Annotated in this window: 19 protein-coding genes, 1 tRNA gene and 1 pseudogene; 12 read left to right on the forward strand and 9 right to left on the reverse strand. The window is 32.3% G+C overall.

What is annotated here, in order from left to right; translation table 11 throughout:
- Nucleotides 1–111: 111 nt before the first annotated feature.
- The gene (locus tag ACVEGE_RS17635; RefSeq protein ID WP_192501952.1) at nt 112–1,575 is read right to left on the reverse strand and encodes a magnesium chelatase; all 1,464 of its coding nucleotides are present in this window, start codon (nt 1,573–1,575) and stop codon (nt 112–114) included.
- Nucleotides 1,576–1,708: 133 nt separating this feature from the next.
- The gene (locus ACVEGE_RS17640; protein WP_173852416.1) at nt 1,709–2,827 is read right to left on the reverse strand and encodes a vWA domain-containing protein; all 1,119 of its coding nucleotides are present in this window, start codon (nt 2,825–2,827) and stop codon (nt 1,709–1,711) included.
- Nucleotides 2,828–2,973: 146 nt separating this feature from the next.
- On the opposite strand from ACVEGE_RS17640, the gene ACVEGE_RS17645 reads away from it, so the two are divergent.
- Entirely contained in the window at nt 2,974–4,209 is a 1,236-nt protein-coding gene (locus ACVEGE_RS17645; RefSeq protein ID WP_173852417.1) for an ATP-binding cassette domain-containing protein, read from the forward strand.
- A gap of 119 nt (nt 4,210–4,328) precedes the next feature.
- Here the strand turns inward: ACVEGE_RS17645 and ACVEGE_RS17650 are convergent, their stop codons facing one another.
- Genes ACVEGE_RS17650 through ACVEGE_RS17660 form a run of 3 tightly spaced genes read right to left on the reverse strand, consistent with a single transcriptional unit; the run spans nt 4,329 to nt 5,106 of the window.
- Nucleotides 4,329–4,703, reverse strand: coding sequence for a YchJ family protein (locus ACVEGE_RS17650; protein ID WP_173852420.1), 375 nt, complete (start codon nt 4,701–4,703; stop codon nt 4,329–4,331).
- Between the two features lie 9 nt (nt 4,704–4,712).
- Nucleotides 4,713–4,943, reverse strand: coding sequence for a hypothetical protein (locus ACVEGE_RS17655; protein WP_173852422.1), 231 nt, complete (start codon nt 4,941–4,943; stop codon nt 4,713–4,715).
- 10 nt (nt 4,944–4,953) lie between these two features.
- Nucleotides 4,954–5,106, reverse strand: a complete 153-nt coding sequence (locus ACVEGE_RS17660; protein ID WP_173852424.1) for a hypothetical protein — start codon at nt 5,104–5,106, stop codon at nt 4,954–4,956.
- A 309-nt stretch (nt 5,107–5,415) separates the two neighbouring features.
- On the opposite strand from ACVEGE_RS17660, the gene ACVEGE_RS17665 reads away from it, so the two are divergent.
- Nucleotides 5,416–8,259, forward strand: a complete 2,844-nt coding sequence (locus tag ACVEGE_RS17665; protein ID WP_192501951.1) for a PAS domain S-box protein — start codon at nt 5,416–5,418, stop codon at nt 8,257–8,259.
- A complete protein-coding gene (locus ACVEGE_RS17670) occupies nt 8,259–8,654 on the forward strand; it encodes a response regulator (RefSeq protein ID WP_173855200.1) in 396 nt (131 codons plus the stop codon). The genes ACVEGE_RS17665 and ACVEGE_RS17670 overlap by 1 nt, the downstream gene beginning before the upstream one ends.
- Before the next feature lie 7 nt (nt 8,655–8,661).
- Here the strand turns inward: ACVEGE_RS17670 and ACVEGE_RS17675 are convergent, their stop codons facing one another.
- Nucleotides 8,662–9,204: a hypothetical protein gene (locus ACVEGE_RS17675; protein WP_192501950.1), complete on the reverse strand. Its 543-nt coding sequence runs from the start codon at nt 9,202–9,204 to the stop codon at nt 8,662–8,664.
- Nucleotides 9,205–9,288: 84 nt separating this feature from the next.
- On the opposite strand from ACVEGE_RS17675, the gene ACVEGE_RS17680 reads away from it, so the two are divergent.
- From ACVEGE_RS17680 to ACVEGE_RS17720, 9 genes and pseudogenes are all read left to right on the forward strand, one after another.
- Complete coding sequence (locus ACVEGE_RS17680; RefSeq protein WP_173852432.1) at nt 9,289–9,537, forward strand: hypothetical protein; 249 nt, start codon at nt 9,289–9,291, stop codon at nt 9,535–9,537.
- A 165-nt stretch (nt 9,538–9,702) separates the two neighbouring features.
- Nucleotides 9,703–10,143, forward strand: a complete 441-nt coding sequence (locus ACVEGE_RS17685; RefSeq protein ID WP_173852434.1) for a KTSC domain-containing protein — start codon at nt 9,703–9,705, stop codon at nt 10,141–10,143.
- A 148-nt stretch (nt 10,144–10,291) separates the two neighbouring features.
- Nucleotides 10,292–10,531, forward strand: a complete 240-nt coding sequence (locus tag ACVEGE_RS17690) for a hypothetical protein (RefSeq protein ID WP_192501949.1) — start codon at nt 10,292–10,294, stop codon at nt 10,529–10,531.
- A gap of 308 nt (nt 10,532–10,839) precedes the next feature.
- Nucleotides 10,840–11,592 (forward strand): DUF4369 domain-containing protein, encoded by a 753-nt coding sequence (locus ACVEGE_RS17695; RefSeq protein ID WP_192501948.1) that lies wholly within the window; start codon nt 10,840–10,842, stop codon nt 11,590–11,592.
- A gap of 18 nt (nt 11,593–11,610) precedes the next feature.
- Nucleotides 11,611–11,997 (forward strand): annotated as a pseudogene (locus ACVEGE_RS17700) (TlpA family protein disulfide reductase); the annotation flags it as partial.
- Between the two features lie 122 nt (nt 11,998–12,119).
- On the forward strand, nt 12,120–13,013 hold the full coding sequence (locus ACVEGE_RS17705) for an IS1595 family transposase (protein ID WP_192501064.1): 894 nt from the start codon (nt 12,120–12,122) through the stop codon (nt 13,011–13,013).
- Between the two features lie 472 nt (nt 13,014–13,485).
- Nucleotides 13,486–13,567, forward strand: a tRNA-Tyr gene (locus ACVEGE_RS17710).
- A gap of 983 nt (nt 13,568–14,550) precedes the next feature.
- Nucleotides 14,551–17,763, forward strand: a complete 3,213-nt coding sequence (locus tag ACVEGE_RS17715; protein ID WP_192500384.1) for a SusC/RagA family TonB-linked outer membrane protein — start codon at nt 14,551–14,553, stop codon at nt 17,761–17,763.
- A 51-nt stretch (nt 17,764–17,814) separates the two neighbouring features.
- Complete coding sequence (locus ACVEGE_RS17720) at nt 17,815–19,524, forward strand: RagB/SusD family nutrient uptake outer membrane protein (RefSeq protein WP_192500385.1); 1,710 nt, start codon at nt 17,815–17,817, stop codon at nt 19,522–19,524.
- A 254-nt stretch (nt 19,525–19,778) separates the two neighbouring features.
- Here ACVEGE_RS17720 and ACVEGE_RS17725 read toward each other — a convergent pair whose 3' ends face one another.
- The 3 genes from ACVEGE_RS17725 to ACVEGE_RS17735 form a co-directional block, all read right to left on the reverse strand.
- A complete protein-coding gene (locus ACVEGE_RS17725) occupies nt 19,779–20,918 on the reverse strand; it encodes a formylglycine-generating enzyme family protein (RefSeq protein ID WP_192500386.1) in 1,140 nt (379 codons plus the stop codon).
- A 156-nt stretch (nt 20,919–21,074) separates the two neighbouring features.
- Nucleotides 21,075–22,526: a sulfatase family protein gene (locus ACVEGE_RS17730; protein ID WP_192500387.1), complete on the reverse strand. Its 1,452-nt coding sequence runs from the start codon at nt 22,524–22,526 to the stop codon at nt 21,075–21,077.
- Between the two features lie 121 nt (nt 22,527–22,647).
- Nucleotides 22,648–24,102: a hypothetical protein gene (locus tag ACVEGE_RS17735; protein WP_192500388.1), complete on the reverse strand. Its 1,455-nt coding sequence runs from the start codon at nt 24,100–24,102 to the stop codon at nt 22,648–22,650.
- Nucleotides 24,103–24,124 lie beyond the last annotated feature (22 nt).

A 24,124-nucleotide genomic window follows, 5' to 3' on the forward strand; every position in this document is an offset into this window, starting at 1 on the left:
GTTGTAAGGTAGTATATATTACCTCACATTGTACATCTTTAAAAAAAATAGCGCTTAAATAAATTAAGCGCTATTTCTATAATAATAGTTTATAATATCTAATTATCGTAATTACAATTTACTAATATAGCTTCCGTAAATGTCTTTAAATTGATAACCTATAGCAATACGGTCTTTACTTAATTTATTGTATTCAACCATTGCCCAAAGAATAAATTCTTTCATAAAGAACTTGTCTTCATTAGCTAATTCAGGTTGGTATTTTTTAACTAAAATTTCAAGAGGTACAATCGCACCAAGAATTCTTTGGTATTCTTCATCTGTAGCATCGTCTAATAATTCAAATCCACTTTCAGCAAAAAACCATTCGATAAGATCAGTGTAAGCCGTTTTCTCATCCGGTTTTTCTAATTTTTCAATCTTAGGGAAATAGCCTGGTAAAAAAGTATGAATTGCAGCTCCTAATAAATTTTGTGCAACTGCAGCGGCTCCCTCCTGCTCTCCTTCATAAACCAACTCTACTTTACCCGTGATTGCAGGAATTATTCCCATAAAATCAGATAAACGTACCGTTGTTTTATCAGCTCCAGATAGTAAAGCGCGGCGTTCAGCTGTACTTAGTAAGTTTTCATAAGCAGTAATACTCATACGAGCACTAACTCCACTTTTATTGTCTATATATTCGCTTTCACGAGCTTCAAAACTTATTTGTTCTAATAAATCTTTGGCTAATGAAGGTACATAGACCATATCACTTTGCGCTTTATTTAGTTTTGCTTCTTGCTCCGTAATTGTTCTTGCAATTTTTACTGTCTCAGGATAATGTGTTAAAATTTGAGAACCTATTCTGTCTTTTAATGGGGTTACAATACTTCCACGGTTGGTGTAATCCTCTGGGTTTGCAGTAAACACAAATTGCATGTCTAAGGGCATTCTTAGTTTAAACCCACGAATTTGAATGTCTCCTTCTTGTAAAATATTAAATAAAGCTACTTGAATTCTAGCTTGTAAATCAGGGAGTTCATTGATTACAAAAATACAACGATTTGCTCTCGGAATCATTCCAAAATGAATCACACGATCATCTGCGTATGACAATTTTAAATTAGCCGCTTTTATAGGGTCAATATCACCAATTAAATCAGCTACAGTTACATCAGGAGTTGCTAATTTTTCATAAAAACGATCACTTCTATGCAACCAAGTAATAGGAGTTTCATCCCCTTTTTCAGCTAAGGTGTTTTTTGCAAAACGTGAAATAGGATGAAACGGATCATCGTTAATTTCTGACCCAGTCACAAACGGAATGTACTCGTCTAGCAATTCAGTCATTTTACGTGCTAATCTAGTTTTGGCTTGACCACGAAGACCTAATAAATTGATATTATGACGGGATAAAATAGCACGCTCTAACTCTGGAATAACGGTGTTTTCAAAACCATGAACACCTTCAAAAGCAGCTTGCCCAGACTTAATTTTTAGTACTAAATTTGCTCTTAATTCTTCTTTTATACTTTTACTCTCGTATCCTGCAGCTTTTAATTCTCCAAGATTTTTTATACTTTCTATTTTCATATTTTTATTTAATTAACAGCTCTGCGTGTTAAGTTTATTATTCCACATTTAAAATTAAAAGAACATTAAATTATTTCTCTCTTTTTTCCAAATGCTATTTTTGACTCTTTATTCTAAAATAGTAAATCACAACTTACTTAATTCTTTTTTTACGATTAGTTTCATAATCTTCAAAGATCATTTCCCCGAGTCCTTTTAGTCCCGTATAAAAGGCTTTACCTTGATTTGCTTCGGTAAATTTATTTACAAATTTTTGCAAGTAAGGATCATTAGCAATCATAAAGGTAGTTATAGGAATGTGAAGTTTTCTTGCTTGCTGCGCTTGACTATAACACTTGTCTACAATGTATTCATCAAGTCCGTTACTGTTCATATAATAACTACCGTCTTTCTCTCGAACGCAGCTTGGTTTACCATCAGTAATCATAAAAATTTGCTTGTTGGTGTTGCGCTTTCTACGCAACATATCCATTGCAAGTTGCAATCCTGCAACCGTATTTGTATGAAAAGGGCCCACTTTTAAATACGGCAAATCTTTGATTGCAATAGGCCAGGCATCATTCCCAAAAACTAGAATTTCCAAGGTATCTTTAGGATATCTTGTGGTGATTAATTCAGCCAGAGCCATCGCTACTTTCTTGGCCGGAGTAATTCTATCCTCACCATAAAGAATCATACTGTGACTAATATCAATCATCAATACAGTACTCATTTGGGATTTATGCTGAGTGTCTTCAACAACTAGATCATTCTCGGTTAACATAAAATCGGCAACTCCATTATTGATTTGAGCATTTCTTAAACTTTCGGTCAGAGAAATGCGTTCTAAACCATCTCCAAAATGAAATTCTCTAAATTCCCCCGTATGCTCATCACCATTTCCAGAATGTTTGGTTTTATGATTCCCACCAGTAGAGCGTTTTAAATTACCAAAAATTTGGTCCAAAGCTTGCTGCCTAATTGCGCGCTCAGTTTTTGCAGTAATACCTATACCACCGCTTCCATCTTCTTTAATCTCGTCTCTTATGTAACCTTTTTTCTTTAAATCTTCTATAAAATCATCAATAGTATAGTGTTCATCAGTGAGTTTATATTCCTTATCTAATTCTCGCAACCAGTCAATTGCTTCGTCAAAATCCCCTGCAGTATGGGTGATTAATTCTTTGAAGATTCCAAAGAGTTTATCAAACGGAGATTGACTTGCCGCTGTGTATTGCTTGAAATAAAATCCTTTTTTATTTACATTTTCCATAGACATTAAAATTACATCTTTTGAATCAGTCTTAGGACAAACGGATATTAATTTTTAGTTAAAAATAACTTTATTGTGACATTCTCTACTAATCACTTTATCTTAAAATAAATAAGTTTAATTTTAGCATTTTTAAAATAAAAAGTATGGACATACGAGCACATTGGGGAATATTCTTGTCAAATCAAGTTGATAAAAATGGTTTTGTAGCAACCATTCTTTCGGGAGAAAACAGTAATGAACTGAGTATTTTTAATGGTAAAAAAGGAATCCTTTTTTCAGATATTGCGATTGCTAATTTCATCAAGAAAGAGTACCAATACGATACCGTAGCGACTGGTATTAACGATACTAGAAAACTGCGCACTTTTTCATCTGGAGAAAGAAAAAAAGTATTTTTAAACTACTGTATCAATCAAAAACCTGATTATATTATAATCGATAATCCGTTAGACCATTTGGATCAAAACTCCAGAAAGGAAATAACAGTTACATTAACACAATTAGCTCAGACAACACCATTAATTTTATTGGTAAACAGGCAAACTGACATGCTTTCTTTTATTACAAATAAAGCTCATATTAAAGACAACTCATTTTACTTACACCCAATAAACACTGAAAATAAAGAGACCACTTTCTTCAAATCAAATAATATTCCTGCTCCTATTGAAGCAAGAATTTATACTGAAGAAGTGCTCGTAAAAATGCGGAATCTTTGCGTAAGTTATCACGAAAAACCTATCCTAGACACTATAAATTGGACAATTAAAAAAGGGGATTTCTGGCATTTATTAGGACCTAATGGTTCTGGAAAAAGTACTTTATTATCATTAATTACTGGAGAAAATACTAAAGGTTACGGACAAGATTTAACTCTTTTTGGAATAAAAAAAGGCAGTGGCGAGAACATTTGGGATATTAAAAAAAATATTGGGTATTTCTCAACAGCCATGACCGATTTGTTTCAAAAAAATGACAGTCTAGAACACATGGTTTTATCGGGTTTCTTTGACTCTATAGGTCTGTATGTGCAACCCACTAATTTACAAGTAAAAATAGTTTTAGAATGGCTTGATTTAATTGGTTTAAGTGAACTAAAAAACACTCCTTTTAAAAACCTTTCAATAGGTCAGCAAAGGCTTGCGCTTATTGTGCGCGCTGTTCTTAAACACCCTCCTTTGCTTATTCTAGACGAAGCTGTAGAAGGTTTAGACGATGAAAATGTGGCTATTGTTGCAGCATTAATCACCCTTTTATCGCAACAAAAAACTATGGCAATAATCTATGTTTCTCATAGAATTGAAGCTAATATAAACCCAAATCTTATTCTTGAATTAACACCCAATAAAACAGGTTCAACGGCCAAGATAAAAATTTAAAAAACTATTTTTGGCGTGACCACAAGGGTCGTGCTTTATGCTCCCAATCTCCCTAAAAAACGGGAGGATTTCCGCTGCAATCACTCACGCGATTTAGTGGTAAAATTAATATTGTATTTTTAATGAAAATCACCATCAACATAAAACCAACTCCCCTCTTCGAGTTTAAAGATAGAATGTTCATGATGTATTTGTGAGTTTCCTTCGCTATCAAGATAAAAAGCCTTAAAACTCACGGTATTTATTGTAGCACTCAAAATCAATAATTTAATCCATTGATTGCTTATGGCCCAATCTAGAATATCTTCTTTATTGTGGTGTTTTCTAGTAGAGAAATGCGTGGTTGCCATTAAATAATCAGCATGATGAGTTGCAAAAGCGGAGTAACGAGAACGCATTAAAGTTTCGGCTGTTGGTGGTTTTAAATCCCCTTTAATATAAGGTAAGCAACATTTTTCAAAAGCTATACCAGAGCCACAATAACAATTTATCATAGTATTAAATTATGATTGGCCGTTTAAAGCAACAATTTTTTGCTGCAATTGATTCAATAGTACTTGGTATTTACTAATCTCAATTAAATCGTCATCATCTTCAGAAAAATCTAACAAATCATCTAATTGTTCACTTACGTCAACTAATTTATTAGTTGCTTCTTTAGCATTTTTTGCTGTAATTAGGTCAATAATTACTTGAACATTCTGTTTCAAAAGAGCATATTTACTTTCTTCCATAATTGATAAATTAATTTCCTTCAGTTGTTTTAGTTTCGTTAAACTTTTTAGTTATTTGTTTTAATTTCTCTGCTCTAAGGATTTTGGCTGCCTTGGCTTTATCCTGAGATTTGTGAAGTTTATCATTGTGTTTCTTAATATTTCTATCATTATTTCTACCCATAATAGCTTATTTATTGTTTAACAGCGTTGTTTATTAATGTCATTTATCTTTTTTTAGATAAAATTTAGTGTGCAAAGTTCGGTATTTTTAATTTAGCATTGTAACAAATTGAAATTTCAATAGACAAATTAATTTATTTAGCAAAAGTGTTCTTATAAGATATCAAAAAATATAGGAAACACTCAATATTTCATAGCTTTGTCAATTAAATCAGGATTTAACATAAATTATAATTTTATACCTATCATAATGCAAAATATATTTTCTATTTTTAGTTAATCAAATTACTGCAACAGCTTTATATACAATATGACAAAAATAAAAACAAATTGGCCAAGGTTTATAAATTGGTATTTAACTCATCCTAAGACTTCTGGTCTTATTGTTTTTATATTACTAGCCGCTATTTTTTCTTATGTATCAACAAAGCAATATTACGCAGATATAGCGATTAAAAAAACAGAACGAATTAAAACCCTTGAAGAAGTTCAAGAAAGCATTGAGCAATCTTTAAAAAACTGTTACATATCAGCATTGACCTTAGCACTAACTATAAATGACAATGGTGATCCTGAACATTTTGAAGAAATTGGACAAAAACTACTTCAGTCTAATTCTGAAATAAGCGCAGTTCAATTAGTCCCTAATGGTATTATAAAGTTTACCTACCCTTCAAAAGGAAATGAAGAGGCAATGAATTTGAATATTTTTAAAGCTGAGCACACAAAAAAAGAAGCTTTAAAATCCATACATGCTCAGAAAATGTATTTTGCTGGTCCACTCGAATTAAAACAAGGAGGTCAAGCAATCGTAGGCCGGTTGCCCATTTATATTAAAAAGAAATTCTGGGGATTTTCTGCAGTTATTGTTAAGTTGGATAAATTTATTGCTTCCTCCGGTATCAATCAAATAGACCATTCCAAATATCAATTTCAGCTATCGAAGAAAAATGTAAATACCGGTAAAGAAGAGTATTTTTTGCCACAAAAAATCAAATTAACAGACAGTAATTTTCTCAAAAGTACTATTCCTGATGGTAATTGGGAAATTTATATTATAGATGCTAAAGAAAGTCATTTACTAATCAGTTATATAGTCAATATTATTTTAGGTGTTTTGCTTGCATTAACATTTGCTATTTTAACCTTTATCCTTTTAAAAAAACCCGCACAATTACATGAAATAGTAAAAGAACAAGCAGCAAGCTTAATTGAAGGTGAGATAAAATTCAAAACAATTTTTGATCAAGCTGCAGTTGGTATCGCTAATGTAAATGGTAAAACTGGTGGGTTTATTGAAATCAATAATTATTTTTGTAAGATGCTTGGTTATAGTGCGATTGAATTGAAATTAAAAAACTTTCAATCCATCACTCATCCTGATGATTTAAAAGAAGATTTACAAAATGTAAAAAAAATGAAAAATGGAGTAATCAATGAATACTCTATGGAAAAAAGATATTTTACAAAACAGGGAAAAATAATTTGGGTAAATCTAAATGTAACTCCACTATTAAACCATCACAACGAACAAATTAGCTCCATTGCCATTGTTGAAGACATTACTTTAAGAAAAGAAACTGAAGCATTAATCAAAAAAAGCGAAAATCATTTTAAGAGTCTTTTTGAAGACTCGCCTTTACCATTAAGAGAAGAAGATTTCTCTAACGTTAAATTGTATCTTAGTAAACTCAATTTAATGAATAAAAACAGTGATTATGTTGAAGATTACTTGCTGAACAATCCAAAAGTAACTTACAAACTACACTCCTTAGTAGAAGTTGTAAACGTAAATAAAGCTTATTTAAACCTTTATAAAGTAAGCACTAAGGAAGAATTATTAAATACCCAAAACTCTTTATTAAGTCCTGCGTCATATTTTGATTTTACACAGCAAGTCATAGCGATAACTAAAAACCAAGAAGAAATCGTTTTAGATACAATCATCAAAAACTCCGAAGAACAATCTCGTTTTATTAATTTAAAGTGGAATGTTTTAAGAGGATATGAAAAAACTTTAGGTCGCATTATAGTTTCAAGTGAGGATATAACGGAACGTAAAAGAGCTGAAAAAATAATCACTACATCACAACTAAAAATTGAATCCTTAATTAATACAATAGATGGGATTGTATGGGAGTGTACTCCTAACAACTTTAATTTTACTTTTATTAGTAAAAAAGTAGAAGAAATACTAGGTTATACAGCTGAAGAATGGCTGTCGAATCCTAATTTCTGGAAGGAGCATATTTATATTGATGACAAAAGCAGTACCATTGCGTTTTGTGTAGAAAAAACTGCAAATAAAGAAGACCACGATTTTGAATACCGCATGATAGCAAAAGATGGTCGCATTGTTTGGCTTAGAGACATTATCAGTATTATTATCGAAAACGGCAAGGTAGTCAGTTTAAGAGGAATCATGATCGATATTAGTAAAACTAAAGAAGTAGAAAAAGATCTAAAAAAATCTTTTGATTTAGTAAATGAACAAAATAAACGTTTATTGAATTTTTCGTATATTGTATCTCATAATTTAAGGTCACATACAAGTAACATAAGTTCCTTAACTAATCTTATTGAAACTTCTGATGATGAAGATGAAAAGAAAGAAATGGTGCAGTTATTAAAATCTGTTTCTAATAACTTAAACGATACTTTATACAATCTAAATGAAGTAGTTAATATTCAAACTAACATAGGCATTGTTACTGAAAAATTAAATTTAAAAAACTATTTAGACACCACTTTAGTATTACTAGCAGATCAAATTAAATTAAAAAAAGTCCTTGTAAATACCAATATTACTAACGACATTGAACTAATATATAATCCTGCATATTTAGAAAGTATCTTGCATAATATAATATCTAACGCCATTCGTTATAGTGACACTAATAAAAGTGCTACTGTGACTATAAATTATAAGCTCGAAAATAACAAAAACCTTATTGAAATAACAGATAACGGAATTGGAATTGATTTAGATCGAAATGGAAATAAAATTTTCGGAATGTATAAAACCTTTAGTAACAACACTGACTCTAAAGGAATAGGTTTATTCATAACTAAAAATCAAATTGAAGCAATGGGCGGAACAATAACTATTGAAAGTAAGCCTGATTTAGGAACAAAATTTAAAATATACCTATAATGAAAGAAAGAATAATTTGGGTAGTTGATGATGATATTATTTACAAAACCATCATGAAAAAAATTATTAATAAATCTGAAATTTTCGCATCAACTGTTACTTTTTGTAACGGTCTAGATGCAATTAATTGTTTAAAAGAAACCATTGATAATAACAATGATTTACCGGACATCATTCTATTAGATATTGAAATGCCTATAATGGACGGTTGGGCGTTTATGGAAGAAATGGTTGCTATAAAGCCAACACTAGCTAATGCTATAAATATTTACATATCAAGTTCATCAATAGCTGTTGAAGACAAATTAAGAGCTAAAAACAATCCAGATATTTTAGGGTATATGTCTAAACCTATTAGCCTTGATGACCTTAAATTAATCGCTTCATTTGATTAAAAACACCTTACATTGCCGCTTTTATTGCTTCTAAAGTTAGTTCTGTAAATACCAATTGATCAATAATTATTTTTCTTAAAACAGCTAAGTCTTCATAGTCATAATATTTAGCCCAAGAAGTCAATTCAAATAAGTTTCTAATTTGTTTGATTTTTTTAGTGGTATCAAAGCTAGTTCTCAAAATCGCTTTATTATCATAAAGAGGATTATTTTTATGTTGATAATTGACTGTATTATTTGTGTAATCAACTTCTAAATAATACAATTTTTCGATAGCATTATCAGGGTAAAAGTTATCCCATGAAGCAAATCCTACCTTAAACTTAGAGGGACTAGGTTCATCAAGAGCTATTAGTCGCCATTTACTATTTGCTAGCCGCCCCCAATGATTAGATAATCGATACATTCCTAGCGTGGTATAATAATAACTGCTTCCTGCTTTGCTTTCGTATTGCAATTTCAAGTTTTCTACTTTTGATAGCGGAACTTCTTGAAATACACAAAAAGTATTTTTGAATGCTTTAGGACCCGGTTTAAAATTTTTTTCCATGCGCAAATATAATCAGAAAGTACAGAATAGAAAACAACGAATAAATGATTAACTTTGCCACTTCAAAATCTAAAAATAAATATCATGACAAAGACTTCAGACGAAAAAATGTTGCAGAAAGGGGTTTACACAGGAGTAATTGAAAAAGATGAAAACAATAATTTCTTTTGCGGAATGTACTTGTTAGATTATAAAATGGTGCAAGCTAAACATGCTTTAGGTGACTTGATTACAATAAAATCAATCATTGAAAACCCTAGCGATATTAGTCATAACAAGTATCCAAAAAAATCAAAAAACTTTGACAAAGCAAATCACAAACCACAGCAATAACAACAAATTATTCTGTTCTATTTTTATACGCTAGAACAGAATACTTTATTTTTTTTTTCTGATAAACTAAAAACATAAAAAAAAGTGTACCTTTGCAAAAAATTGTTGTTTTTTAAAATTAAATTGAATTAATTTCTAATTAGAAGACAAGTAGTTACCTTATTTATGAAAAAAATAGTTGAATACCGCAAGTTACTTAATGTAGACAAAACTGCAGAATTAAAAGATTTAAAAACCATTTATCGTAATGCGATGAAAGAATCACATCCTGATAAATTTCAAGGTGATGAAGCTGGTTTGAAAGCTGCAGAAGAAAATAGTAAAAAAATTATTGAAGCTTACCATTTTTTAGTAAGTATCAATCCTGAAACTATCAAAGTAAACTTACCTGAATATACTGAAACAATCAGTACTGCTACCATTTCAGATTACAAATTTGTTGAAGGTAGATTGATTATCAATTTCTCTAACGGAAGTGTATATGAATACATTAGTGTTCCTAAAGCTACTTACGTGAAAATGGTAAATGCTGATTCACCAGGTAGATTCGCAAAAAGACATATCTTAAACGCATTCACATGGAGAAAAACAATCAATCAAGATTAATTTGATGTTGTTTTTTTAACCCTGCGTTAAAATTTAAAAAGTCCAATTATTAAATATAATTGGGCTTTTTTTTATAAAAAATTAATAGCTTACAATTGACAGATTTTTAATACTTTAGCGATCACAAAAACCAAAACATTAACCAACCGTGAAAAACTATTATCAATTGTACAAAGCCCAACACAAGCGGGCGAAGGAAATACTCCATGTACTAGAGTTCCAAAAAACTGTAATTACCAAGCAATTAAAGAAAAACCCCATTTGTCCTAACTTAAATAAAGACTTAAAAACTGTTGAGTTAGAAATAAAAATTACTCTTAATGAAATAGAACAAGCTGAAGCTGATATTGAATTAGCACAATCCTCTATTTTAAAAATAGTAAGTTAATGCAACTTAAGAATTGCATTATTTTATACATAATTTAAAAAACCTTTAGTTTACTATCCATTTTAACAATTTACTCTTAACTTTTTATTATAAAACGTACTTAAGTATACTTACATTACGTTAGTTTTTTTTTAATAGAAAGTTCTCATTATAAACCGAAAACGTAACATTTTCACTTTATGAGTGATTTTATCTTAAAATTATAAGACAAAAAAATTAAAATATAACAAAAATTTAGCGCAGAAAATTATTTAAACTTTGATTATTTTAAATACTTTTGCATACTTAACTCAATTAACTAATTTATAATGAAAAAAATAATTTTATTCCTTTCTGCTGCAGTTGTATTCGCTTCATGTAGCAAAGACAAGTACACTATTTCAGGAACTGCTAAAGGAATTGAAAATGGTAAAACTATTATCGTTGAAACTCAAGACGCAAATGGTATGGGATTAATTGCTGTAGATACAGTAAAGGTTGAAAACGAAAAATTTGAAATTAAAGGAAAAGCATTAGAGCCTATCTTCCATACACTTCAAGTAGAAGGTGTTCAAGGTAAAGTTCCATTCATCCTTGAAAATGGAGATATTACAGTTGTTATTGATAAAGACAGTATCCAAAAATCTAAAGTTTCTGGGACTTATAACAATGACGAATATGTTAAATTCAATGAAGAAATCAAAGTAGTTCAAAAGAAACTAATGGATTTTCAAACGAAAAACATGGTAGCTATGAATACTGCACAACAAGCAAAAGATACTGCAGTAATCAATAACTTAATGCAAGAATTCTCTAAATTACAAGAAGAGGTTTCTGTTACTTCTAAAGCAAAATACATTAGCTATGCTGAAACACACCCAAAATCATTAATTAGTGCCTTAATTATTCAAGGTATGTCTAGTGACCCAAGTGCTGATATTAAAAAAACAGAAGCTATTTACAACAGTTTTGATGAGTCTTTAAAAAACACAAAACCTGGTAAAGCGATTAAAAAGAAATTAGATGAAACAAAATCGCCTACAACTGGAGCTCCTGCACCTGCTGTTGGTGACGCTAAATGAAGTGCAGATTTTTCTGCACCTAATCCGGATGGAAAAGTAATTTCGCTTAAAGAAAGCTTAGGTAAAGTAACTATAGTAGATTTCTGGGCTTCTTGGTGTGCTCCATGTAGACAAGAAAACCCTAATGTAGTTGCTCTTTATAAAGAATTACATAGCAAAGGTCTTAATATTATAGGTGTGTCTTTAGATAAAGATGCTGCAAAATGGAAAGAAGCTATTGCAAAGGATAAATTAACTTGGAATCAAGTTTCTAATCTTAAATTTTGGGATGAACCTATCGCTGCACAATACAAGGTAGAAGCAATACCAGCAACTTTCATTCTTGATGCTTCAGGAAAGATAGTTGCAAGAGATCTAAGAGGAGCAGAATTAAAAGCAAAGGTATTAGAGCTTTTAGCAAAATAATAGCTTTAAAAGACTAAATAAAAATCTCCCTCGTGGAGATTTTTTTTTGCTTAAAATTAAATTAAATTTTTTGAGGTAAGTAGATAATTTCATATCTTAGAGATCAATAAAACAAGGGAAACATGGATTTATTTACAGGGCAAAACCTTTTAGAGTTCGCTGAACGGTTTAAAACAGATGAACACTGCAAAGAATATTTAGCAAATTATAAATGGGAACGAGGATTTATTTGTTTAAAATGTAAGCATACAAAGAGTCAAATCCGCAAAGATTTTTCCAGAACTTGTAATATCTGCAGCCATACAGAAACCGCGGCGGCAAACACTTTATTTCATAAGGTTAAGTTTGGTTTACGCAAAGCCTTTTTTATATGTTTTGAGATGTCAACCACCACTAAAAGTTTATCTGCCAGTTACATGGGAGTTCGCTATGGAGTTACAGAAAAAACAGCACGTTTATTTATGCACAAAATTAGAGAAGCGATGAAATCTAGTGAGAATCATCCAATGGACGGAACTGTTCATGTTGATGAATTCGTTATTGGAGGAAAGGAAAAAGGTAAAGTAGGCAGGAGTTATGATAGCAAGAAAAAAAAGGTTGTAACAGCAGTGGAACTAACAGATGAAGGAAAAATTAAAAGAATGTATGCCTTGAAAATTGATAATTATTCAGCCAAAGAATTAGAGACAATATTTGAAAAGCACATTAATAAAAATGCAAAAATAACCACAGATAAATGGAAAGGTTATCGTCCTTTATTTGGAGATTATAATATCACACAAATAGAAAGCAACAAAGGGATGAATTTTATGGCATTGCACACAATGATTCATCAAGTAAAATCATGGATTAGAACAACATATTCATCGGTAAGTGACTTTAATATAAACAGGTATCTTGATGAATTTTGTTATCGAATTAACCGTTCTCAAAGCAAAGACACAATATTCAACAATTTGATAGTAAGAATGGTCGAGTCAGAAAAAATATATCAATCTAAAATTATATGTTCGTAACTACTGACCTCAATAAATATTAATTCAAAAAACACCTCCTAGTCCTGAAATTTATTTGACTTAATTTATGCCACAAAAGGGTTAAAATATAGTTAGACGTAATTTTATCAAATTGAATGAAATCGAGATAGAATAATAGTCTTTCACTCTACTCCATCGGACAATTAGACTGTTTTATAAATAGTATTGGTATTATTTTTATTAACTTTAATTAAATGCACAGAAAAAAACAACTTTTGAATAGCCAAAACAAGAAGAAGTGTACGAGGAATTATTTAAAAACTGAGTTAGATTTGATTGATTTCATTGGTAAATAAAAAAAAACTAGTATTTATTTTGTTTTTATTTTATTCAATACCAACACATTAAAAAATAATCAAAAATTAAGTGCTTTTTTTGTTTGTAGAAACGAAAAGTGTTCCTATATTTGCCACCGCTAACAACAACAACAAACGTTGTTATCAAAGGCCTCGGGGAGATACTCAAGCGGCCAACGAGGGCAGACTGTAAATCTGCTGACTACGTCTTCGTAGGTTCGAATCCTACTCTCCCCACTATAAGGGATAAAGTGAAGAAAGTGAAAGCTTTTCAATCTTTTCAAAAGTCCTCAAAAAAGTATTAAGCCTGCAAATCCAACGATTTGCAGGCTTTTTTATTTTCTGCAACTAATCAAAATTTATAAAAGCGCTCAAAGTTTCTATGGCAGAATCGTGGCAGTTTATCACTTGCATCAAAACTGCCACAGAATATGTACAAAACCTAATAGCTAAAGGTGTTAACGAGCTTAACGACTTGATTTTAATAACTTATAATTGTCATTTATTAACTTAAAAATGGAATTATGTTAGAGAGTAGTTTTGGACTGGTTTTCTTTTTGAAAATCCCCCGCAATGAAAGTAAAATTAGAACTATCTATCTTCGAATCACCGTAGACGGAATTCCAAAAGAAACATCTACAAAACTGAAGTGGGATATCTCTTGTTGGGATCAAAATCAGAGAGAGCAACTGGCTCGAAAGAAGAGGCCAAATTTATTAACTTTTTCTTGTATATCAGATCTCAAATGCACTATTTGAAATTTAAAATATCACACCCAACTTATTAGAGGCTTAATTATACATAATGATTCTTTATTAATTAGTGAATCTCGCTATTCAAATAAAAAAATAATCAGTCTAATGTTAAAACATATTTGATCTATAAAAGCGCCAAAATTTATTTAAAGTGATTTAAAATACATTTAGGGTAAAAAAACACATACACAAGGTAATATTAAGGAAGTTTAACTCTTAATATAGTAGTTCATTTGTTACAATAAATTATTATATATATTTTTTATCTACATATTAAATAACAATAACATAATAATTCCTTCATTTACTAACAATCACAAGAAAATTACAATTATGAAGCAAACTTAAAAAGTAAACTAAACTGCGTATTAAAAAAGCAGGGTATAGAAATCAGTTATTATCTATAGCATTTTTTAAATAATAATTATAAAACATTTTTTTTAACCAAAAATTCATAACCAACAAATGAAACATCCCAATTATATAAATGGTCAGTCTCATATATTATTCAAATTTGATTTAAAAAAGAAATTTACAGTACTTTTGTCTGTATTTTCCCTCTTTCAAGTACAAGCGAATGCTCCTATAGAGAGCAAGCCTATTTTTATCGCTACAAGTAGTGTAGCGGTTATCAATCAAGTGGACAAACAAATTACTGGCCAAGTAAGCGATGGTACAGGACCATTACCAGGAGTAAATGTAAATATTAAAGGTTCTACAGTAGGAACGATTACTGACATGGATGGTAAATTTACTTTATCTGTTAAAGATAATAGTGCTATACTTGTCTTTAGTTATATCGGTTTTGACTCTAAAGAAGTAGCTGTAAAAAACCAAACATCACTTAAAGTTGTTATGACTGAAACATCATCAAGTCTAGATGAAGTGGTAGTTGTAGGGTATACTTCTAAGAAAAAAGGAGAAGTGACGGGTTCCATAAGTACAATTAGTTCTAAAGAAATTCAAAACACTAGTAATAATGATGTAGCCAAATCTCTTGCAGGTAAAGTTCCTGGTTTAATCGTTGTTGATAGAGGTGGTTACCCTGGTGCAACGGGTAATATGACATTATTAATTAGAGGTAAAGCAACGCTTGGAAACAATTCTCCTTTAATTATAATTGACGGAATTTACTCCTCAGACTTTTCTTATTTGTCACCACAAGATATTGAATCTATGTCTATCTTGAAAGATGGAGCAGCTGCAATTTATGGTGCACGTGCTGCAAATGGTGTAATCTTAATCACTACAAAAAGAGGAAAAACTGGAAAAACTAAAATTAACTTATCTTCAACATATAGTTTATCTTCTTTTTCAGTAAAAAACAAATTTACATCTTCTGAGCAATATGCGATTTATAACAATGAAATAGCGGAAAGAAATGGTACTGCCCTGCCCTACACTCAGGATGATATAAACAAATATGCAGCAGGAACAGATCCTTTAAATTATCCAAATACAAATTTTGCTGACCTAGCTTTTGCTAAAAATTCTCCTTTAAGAAGAACATCATTAAATATTTCTGGTGGTACCGAAAAAATAAATTATTTTGTTAGTGCTGATAATATGGATCAAGTAGGAATGTTCAAATCTGGTAGTTTAAACTTTAAACAAAATCAAATTCGCTCTAATATAGATATAAAAATTGGAAAAGACTTTAAATTAGGTGTAGATTTAAACGCTCGTTTTGGTGTAAATAACCAACCTGGTGTTGACTTAGGGTACATCTATAAACATATTTACACTAATGAACCTACACAAGTTGGGATCTATCCAAATGGTCTTGTAGGTTGGGGTGGAGAAAATGGCTCAAATCCTGCAATAATGGCTACGAATGCCTCTGGTTTTCAAAAACAAAATGACACCAACTTAAGAGGTAGATTTTCATACGATTGGGACTTACATAAAATAACAAAAGGACTTTCAATAAAAGGTTTTGTGGGAATTAGAAAAATGAATAATGATATAAAAAGCTGGTACACTCCTTGGACTGTTAATCAATATGTTGCTTCAAGTGGAGAGTACGTGCCTTCAACAGGTTATTCGCAACAAGGTAATGAAAGTATTTTACGTGAAAGCTTCTGGAAAAATGATCAAGTAATGGTTAATTCTACATTGCACTACAACACTAAAATAGGTGATAAACATTCTATTACTACTTTTATAGGTGCAGAGCAAACTACTGAAAGTTCTAGGAATTTCTATGCCCAACGTACTGGTTTCCCTAGTAAAGATCATCCGGAATTATTTGCTGGTAGTGATAACGGACAAATATCTGGTGGTTCCTCAAGTGAATGGGGAAGAGTGAATTATTTTGGTTCTCTTTCTTATGATTATGCTAAAAAATACTACGTAGATTTCACTTTGCGTCGTGATGGTTCTAGTAATTTTGGACCTGGAAAACAGTTTGGTACCTTCCCTGGTATTGCTTTATCATGGGCAATTAATAAAGAATCGTTTCTAGAAAACGTAGCTTGGATTAACTCAATACGTTTAAGGGCTTCATCAGCGGTGATGGGTAACGACCAAATTGCAGGTTTCCAATACCAAACAAGTTATAATTATGGAGGTAATACTAATGCTGCGCAACCTAACTACTATATTTTTGGTACGAATGGTACAAGAGAAAATGGCTATGTTAGTTCTAATGTTCCTAATCCTGACGTTACTTGGGAAACGGCTTATATTAAAAACTTAGGAGTCAATTTTACTTTATTCAATAACAGATTAACAGCTGATGCCAATTATTTTTATCAAAAAAGAACAGACATTCTAATAACAAAAGAAGCAGCAATCCCAGATGCAGTAGGACTTAACCTACCGCAACAAAATTTAGGAAAAGTAGATAATTACGGTTGGGAATTTCAATTAGGATGGAGTGATAAAATAGGAGAACTAACCTATAATATAGGTGGTAACTTTACTCAAGCCAAAAACAAAGTTGTTTATATGGCTGAAGCTGCAAACGTTCCTGATGTATTAAAAAGAGAAGGGCATTCGTTAGATTCATATATTGTGTACCCTACAAACGGAATATTTAAAAATCAAAAGGAAATTGATGATGCTCCCGCAAAATTAGCAGGTACAGTACCTGGTGAGCCTAATTATATTGATACAAATAATGATGGTAAAATAAATGCAAATGATAGAATACGCCTTTATTCGTCAAATGTTCCTGAAATTCAATTTGGTTTCAGCGGTGGATTAAATTACAAAGGTTTTGATTTTAATTTCTTATTTCAAGGTCAAGCCAAAGCAAAAACATTAGTATTCTTTGATCAATCTGGCGCTAAACCTGAATTTACATATTCAGATAGATGGACACCTCAAAACCCAAATGCTTCTTACCCGAGAGCTTTTGCTCAAGGAGACAAATACAGTAGCCAACAAAACGCAATTGACTATACTTTAAATGGTGGTTTTCAAGGTGCAGATTTATATTATAAAGATGCCACTTTTGTTCGCTTAAAAGAAGTAGAACTAGGTTATACTTTTAGCAAAGAAAAAATGAAGTTTGGTGATCTAAAACTATTTGTAAGAGGATTTAATTTACTTACTATGTTTTCTGACATCTATAAATTAGGTTTAGATCCAGAAGCTGCTGGTTACAATAACTTTAGAGAAAGTACATACCCTTCCTTAAAATCGGTTTCAATGGGTTTCAATGTTAGTTTCTAATTATAAAACGAATCGCATTATCTTAAAATTTAAATTAAATATTTTAATAAAATGAAAAAAATAAAATTAATATATATAGGTGCTTTCATTAGCTTTTTTATGGCTACAGGATGTAGTGACGTTTTAGAAACAGAAGCCTCAAACGCATTTGGTGAAGACTTAATTTATTCTGATCCCGCACAAGTAGAAAAATTACTTTACAATGTTTACAACAGCACCGAAAGTTGGTCAGTTAATAGAAGCGATTGGTGGGGAATTCGTTTTAATATTGAAAACGCTTCATTTGAATCTAAATTTAATTTTAAAAACTTAGATTTATTTAAAGAGCAAGCTGGATGGACCTCAAGCAATGTAGGGGTTTTAGGGAACAAATGGAGTAACTACTTTCATTATATCCGTTTGTCTAATGAATTTTTAGATCGTATAGATGATAGCGAAGCAATGCAAAAAGACCCTGCAAAAGTGGCTGTCTTAAAAGCCGAAATGCGTTTTTTAAGAGCTAATTGTTATAGCAAATTAATAAAATATTTTGGTGGTGTACCAATAATGGAACATGCTCTCGGCTTGGATGATGATTTTAATATTAAACGAAATAGCTATGAGGAATGCGTTGCTTTTATCGTAAAAGAATTAGATGAAGCTGCAGCAGTTTTACCTAGTACCCGTTCTGACGCTGAGTTTGGTCGTGTTACCAAAATGGCTGCACTAGCAGTTAAATCTCGTACACTTTTATATGCTGCAAGTAAACTACATGATCCATCATCAGCTCCTGTTAATGATCCTTTATTTGTTTATACTAAAACTACTAAATGGCAAGATGCCGCAAATGCCGCAAAAGCAGTTGTAGATCTAGCAGGTAGTCGCGACTTAATTGCCGTAAATAATGCTACAGAATATCAAAAACTATATTTGTCTCCTAATGCTGATATTATTTTTGCTAGACCATACAGTTCGCAATATTATGAATTAGGTACAGATGCTAATTCATTAAGTGACTTAACACAGTCGCCAAGTGGTTATGGAGGTTGGGGACTCTCCTCTCCTACTTACAATTTTACTTTGCAGTTTAATATGGCTGATGGTAGAAATACTGATGGTACAACTTTTGACGCTACAAAGCCTAATGACAATCGAGAGATGAGATATTACGCCGACTTGTTGTATAACGGAGCGCAGTTTAGAGGTCGTGATGTACAGTATTTCCTATCTGATAATCCAACAGATTTTCCTGATGGTTTAGATTCTTCAAAAGGACTTGGCAACACACAACACTCCTCTAAAACAGGGTACAATATTCGCAAATTTCAGGATGAGTCAGTTGACGTTGCTGGAGGTATTTCTTCAAAAAGACCTTACGTATTGTATGGTTTAGCCGAAATTTATTTAAATTATGCCGAAGCTTTATACCATTTAGGAGATGAAGGAACGGCTCGCATCTACTTAAATAAAGTTTCTACCAGGGCTTTACAGCCTATTATAACAGCATCTGGAACTACTTTATTAGAAGCTATTAAAAGAGAGCGTCGCGTAGAACTTTGCTTTGAGGGACACAGTTTCTTTGATGAAAGAAGATGGATGGATGAATCTCACCTAGCCTTCCCTGTTAAAGGGCTTAACTGGAGAAAAGATGCTAGTGGTAAAGTTTCTTTCACTCAAGTTACAGTAATTACTAAAGCATTTGATACAAAAATGTATTACTTACCTATTCCATTTACTGAAATCCAAAAAGCTCCGGCCTTAATTCAAAATACAGGATACTAATTTTTAATTTATACGTCATAAATTACCGTATACAACAAAGCCAAGAACACATTGTTCTTGGCATTGTTGCTTTTACTACCCGCTTAAAGTAGCTAGCATTATTTATTAATCTATAAAAAAATAGTAGCCAAAACTCCTTTAATTAACACAAAGGGTCTTGATATAGAAATAAGTAAAGCAATCAAATAGTACAGTTAATCTGTATCATCCTTAAGATTTCATGCTACTACCCTACTTTAACATAGAGTGAATTACTATTTCACGCATCTAAAACCGATATGATTTGCTGCAGATTTTACTTCGCCATTTCCTCGAGTACCTAACATATAACGTGTACAATATTGCTCCGTACATAAAAAAGAACCACCACGATGCACTCTTTTTGGTAAACCCGGTTCAGCAGGATCATTAAAAGTGGCTGGTCCTTGCGGATTTTTACTAACTTTATTTTCACTTGCTAATTGAGCATAATAATTAGCGTCATACCAATCATTTACCCACTCCCAGACATTCCCAGACATGTCATATAAACCGTATGCATTTGCCTTGTACTGAGCTGTTGGAGCTATTCCGGCAAAGCCATCTTCAGCAGCATCTGCACCATCAACTGGAAATTTCCCTTGATAGATATTAGCCTGAAATTTACCATCTACTGTTAGTGTATTTCCCCAGGCATATAATTCCCCTGATTTCCCACCACGCGCTGCAAATTCCCATTCGGCTTCAGTAGCTAATCTTTTACCAGCCCACTTGGCGTAAGCGATTGCATCTTCATAACATACTTGTACCACAGGGTAATTATCTTTTCCTTCTATCGAACTATCTGGTCCTAGTGGATGTCTCCAGTTTGCTCCACCTACATAGCCCCACCAACGTAAGTAATCATTAAGCGGAACTTCTTGTTTAGTTGGCATAAAAACAGCCGTACCAGCAATAAGTTTGTCGGCAGGAACTCCTGGAAATTCTTCTGCAGTGGGTTTGATTTCGGCTACAGTAACATATCCTGTGGCTTTTACAAAAGCGGCAAATTGTTTGTTAGTTACTTCAGTTTTATCCATCCAAAAGCCATCAACATAGACTCTATGAACTGGGTTAGCATCATTTGTAATCCCTTTTACACCGCACAAACTTTCGTTACTAACACTGCATCCCATAGAAAATTCTCCACCCGGAATCCACACCATACCTTCTGGAGCATCTATCGGTTTATTGTTTTTATTTTCGATGGTAGAACCAAAGCGTACTTCCTTATTTGAATCATCAGTATTTATCGATGCATCAGCACTCTTACTATCTGAATTCTTAAAAAAATCAGACGAAGTAACGATATAACCAATCAGTAATAGCGCTACTAATGGTGCTAAAACATAAAGTATTTTCTTTTTAGAAATCATAAAATTATATTTTAAAATATTTCAATAAATTGCAACGGCAATACTACAACAAATTTATTTTTGAATCATAGCAGTTTTTCCTTAACGTAAAAAATAAGGTTAGAATTTATTTAAAAACTCTAACCTTATTTCTTTTAGTGTTATTTCAAACTTCGATTAATCAATTTTAAATGTATTAGGAAACTGAGCCATATTTTTGTCTTTCCAAACTTGCTTTAATTCTACTGGATCAAACCATAATGGCTCTTCGTGACCTTCACTCCATTTTTTAGCTCCAGCTACCATAATTTTTAGTTGCTCAGGATGTTGCTTACTTATGTCATTCTTTTCACTTATATCCTCATTAATATTGTACAATTTCCAAGGACCGTTGTAGGCTTTTGTAGCTTTCCATTGGTCTAATCTAACCCCTACATCTGAGAAACCTGAACGGTGACGCATAGCAAATATCATTTGTCCTTTTCTAGGATTATTTCCTGTAATAACATCGTTCCAAATGTCTTTCCCATCTAGTTGTTTTTCTTTTGGAATAGCAGCATGTGCTAAACCAGCAAACGTAGGATAGAAATCTAAAGATGAAACTGGGTAGTCAAAATGCTTTCCTGCTGGAACATGATTAGGCCAATGGAAAAACATTGGAACTCTAAATCCTCCTTCATAAGTATCCCCTTTAGCACCTTGAAGCGGGTAGTTATTAGCCCCATGATCTACTCTACCGCCATTATCACTCAAGAAAACAATTAAGGTATTATCAAATTGATTCGTCTCCTTCAAGGCTTTTACTAATTCTCCCACACCTCTATCAACGGCATATACCATGGCAGCAAAGGTGCGTCTGTTTTTATCTTTAATATCCTTGAATTTCTCTAAATCTTCCGCTTTAGCTTGCAACGGAGTATGCGGAGCATTGTAGGCTAAATAAAGAAAAAATGGCGTTTCTTTTTTAGATGCATCTTTTACAAATCTAACGGCATCATGAGAAAACGCATCAGTTATGTATTCTGTTTCTTTCGTTTCTTTCCCATTTCGAAGCAAAGGAAATAAATATTCGAAAATATTTTTATTGCCTGCCTTCACTAAATTCTCATATTTAGGTTGGTACTCATTTGGAAAATAATCATGACCTCCTCCTAAGAAACCAAAAAACTCATCAAAACCTCTATTTTGTGGTTCGTATCCAGGAACAGCGCCAAGATGCCACTTTCCTATGATTCCCGTATGATATCCTGAATCTTTCAAAACGCTACTAATAAATTTCTCTGATAACGGAATTCCAGTTCCTACAGTTCTCTCACTGTTTGCAGGCAGGTTAAACTGAGAACCAAATTCATGTGGATACTTACCCGCTAACAATCCGGCTCTACTAGGGCCACAAAATGGATGTGCAACGTACGCCGAGGTAAAAATTGTTCCTTCTTTAGCTAATTGATCAATTTCTGGAGTGGTAATATCCTTAGAGCCGTTAAAACCTACATCAGAATACCCCATATCATCCGTCATCACGATAATAATATTCGGTCTCGAAGACTTCGTTTCTGCCGTCTGTCCTTTTGCTCCTGTGCATGACGCTAATGTTGCAGCAAATAACACAACTAATACTTTATTCATATCTCTTTCTTTTTATTCGAAATTAAATTTGACAACAAGAAGTTGCACTGTCTTTCAAAATTATACTTTTTACATCGCGATTCGTACTTGTTTTTTATCCCGTTACTAATAGAAATTACCCTCAATTACTAGTAACGTCAACACTATCTAATAAATAGAGATCACCAGCTGCTTTGATATAAATAGCAATAGTAGCCACTGCTTTTTCCTCTTTTAAATAGGCATCAAAAGTAAACGCTTTTAACGGACTTACATTTCCTAATGTTCTTTTTTTAATGATTTCACCTTGATTGTTTTTTGCAATTACGATAGCTTTACCTTGGATAAAAACACCATAAGCACCATGAGCTATTCCGTCTTTTGTTAGATGGAGTTTTTGTGTAATTATACCTGTTTTATTCACATCAAGAATGGGTGTACTTGCTATTTTTGCTGCAGCTTGGATTTCGTTATAATCAAAACGCTGTCCAGGTTTTAAGGTGTGAATCGCTGTTTTAATTTCTGTTTCTAAGTACCCTGTTTCTAAGCCACTGTTGTAAATCTCAGCATTGGCACCATACTCATAATTTAGCTTTTTATTATAGGGTTCAAACATAGTGACAAAAGCGGTCTTTTTTAATTTGTCTACAAAGCCTATCCATGATTTTGCAGCTATAAAATGTACGCCACCCATCAAATCGTAATCATAATGCAACTCATATACCCCTGGAGCAACCTCCCCTTTCCAGTTTGTACCACTATTGAAATATTTAGCTACATCCTCTGCATTATTTTTATCTAATGGTTTCCTGTTTTTATTTACAAAATTCCATCTTGCTTGCGGTGTCAACATGATTTCAAATGATTTACCATTTGGCAATACATCCTTGTTAGAAATGGGAATATAAGCTAAAAAATTCTGTCCGTCTTCTAGTTGAGGTTCGCTTCTAGTAGGATGCTGACTGGTAATTTTAAGCCCTCTTTCAATTGTGGTTGTTCCCTTATTTAGCAAGCTATGGGTAATAAAAACCAGACTTTTCCCTTTCTCGATATACATACTACGCTTGTACTGCAGTTGCTCATCGTAATTAAGAACAGTACTAAATGTATTTGTAGTGCGATCAAATACTGGTACGGGAAGATTTTGAATTCCTGAACTCACATTAATCAGCTGGTGAGCGACTGCATCAGTAGATACAAAAGCGTCATACGGACTATCGCCCATTATAACCGGTGGCGGCCAGCGCTTCGTTTTTTCTCCATTACTGTTGACAGCAAAATTATCTACTGGTATGGGCACAAGGCGGTACCCACCAAAGTTGCGCCAGTCTTGCATTTTAACTTTATCGTCAGCAGCAAATTTGCGTCCTAGCAGTTTAGGATTTACCCATAATGAAGCTGTTTTACCCAAATCAAATTGGAGCATTCTCCCTGCAGCGTCTGGTACTACAGCAACAGTAATAAACTTGTTTTTAGCAACTAATACATTGTTCCAACCCCAATTGTTGTAATTATCAACAACAGAAACGGTTTTGTAAGACTGCGCAAACATGCCACAACTTAGTAACAGCAAACTGTATTTTATGGGTAGTTTCATTCCTAAATTATTTTAATAGTTT

The sequence above is a fragment of the Flavobacterium sp. PL002 genome (assembly GCF_054165825.1).

What these genes read in the sequence shown, in the direction of transcription:
- ACVEGE_RS17660 (WP_173852424.1), bottom strand. Translation starts at nt 5,106, where the DNA reads ATGGGTAGAAATAATGATAGAAATATTAAGAAACACAATGATAAACTT.
- ACVEGE_RS17655 (WP_173852422.1), bottom strand. Translation starts at nt 4,943, where the DNA reads ATGGAAGAAAGTAAATATGCTCTTTTGAAACAGAATGTTCAAGTAATT.
- ACVEGE_RS17695 (WP_192501948.1), top strand. Translation starts at nt 10,840, where the DNA reads ATGAAAAAAATAATTTTATTCCTTTCTGCTGCAGTTGTATTCGCTTCA.
- ACVEGE_RS17650 (WP_173852420.1), bottom strand. Translation starts at nt 4,703, where the DNA reads ATGATAAATTGTTATTGTGGCTCTGGTATAGCTTTTGAAAAATGTTGC.
- ACVEGE_RS17675 (WP_192501950.1), bottom strand. Translation starts at nt 9,204, where the DNA reads ATGGAAAAAAATTTTAAACCGGGTCCTAAAGCATTCAAAAATACTTTT.
- ACVEGE_RS17640 (WP_173852416.1), bottom strand. Translation starts at nt 2,827, where the DNA reads ATGGAAAATGTAAATAAAAAAGGATTTTATTTCAAGCAATACACAGCG.
- ACVEGE_RS17635 (WP_192501952.1), bottom strand. Translation starts at nt 1,575, where the DNA reads ATGAAAATAGAAAGTATAAAAAATCTTGGAGAATTAAAAGCTGCAGGA.
- ACVEGE_RS17705 (WP_192501064.1), top strand. Translation starts at nt 12,120, where the DNA reads ATGGATTTATTTACAGGGCAAAACCTTTTAGAGTTCGCTGAACGGTTT.
- ACVEGE_RS17645 (WP_173852417.1), top strand. Translation starts at nt 2,974, where the DNA reads ATGGACATACGAGCACATTGGGGAATATTCTTGTCAAATCAAGTTGAT.
- ACVEGE_RS17715 (WP_192500384.1), top strand. Translation starts at nt 14,551, where the DNA reads ATGAAACATCCCAATTATATAAATGGTCAGTCTCATATATTATTCAAA.
- ACVEGE_RS17735 (WP_192500388.1), bottom strand. Translation starts at nt 24,102, where the DNA reads ATGAAACTACCCATAAAATACAGTTTGCTGTTACTAAGTTGTGGCATG.
- ACVEGE_RS17665 (WP_192501951.1), top strand. Translation starts at nt 5,416, where the DNA reads ATGACAAAAATAAAAACAAATTGGCCAAGGTTTATAAATTGGTATTTA.
- ACVEGE_RS17680 (WP_173852432.1), top strand. Translation starts at nt 9,289, where the DNA reads ATGACAAAGACTTCAGACGAAAAAATGTTGCAGAAAGGGGTTTACACA.
- ACVEGE_RS17720 (WP_192500385.1), top strand. Translation starts at nt 17,815, where the DNA reads ATGAAAAAAATAAAATTAATATATATAGGTGCTTTCATTAGCTTTTTT.
- ACVEGE_RS17685 (WP_173852434.1), top strand. Translation starts at nt 9,703, where the DNA reads ATGAAAAAAATAGTTGAATACCGCAAGTTACTTAATGTAGACAAAACT.
- ACVEGE_RS17725 (WP_192500386.1), bottom strand. Translation starts at nt 20,918, where the DNA reads ATGATTTCTAAAAAGAAAATACTTTATGTTTTAGCACCATTAGTAGCG.
- ACVEGE_RS17670 (WP_173855200.1), top strand. Translation starts at nt 8,259, where the DNA reads ATGAAAGAAAGAATAATTTGGGTAGTTGATGATGATATTATTTACAAA.
- ACVEGE_RS17730 (WP_192500387.1), bottom strand. Translation starts at nt 22,526, where the DNA reads ATGAATAAAGTATTAGTTGTGTTATTTGCTGCAACATTAGCGTCATGC.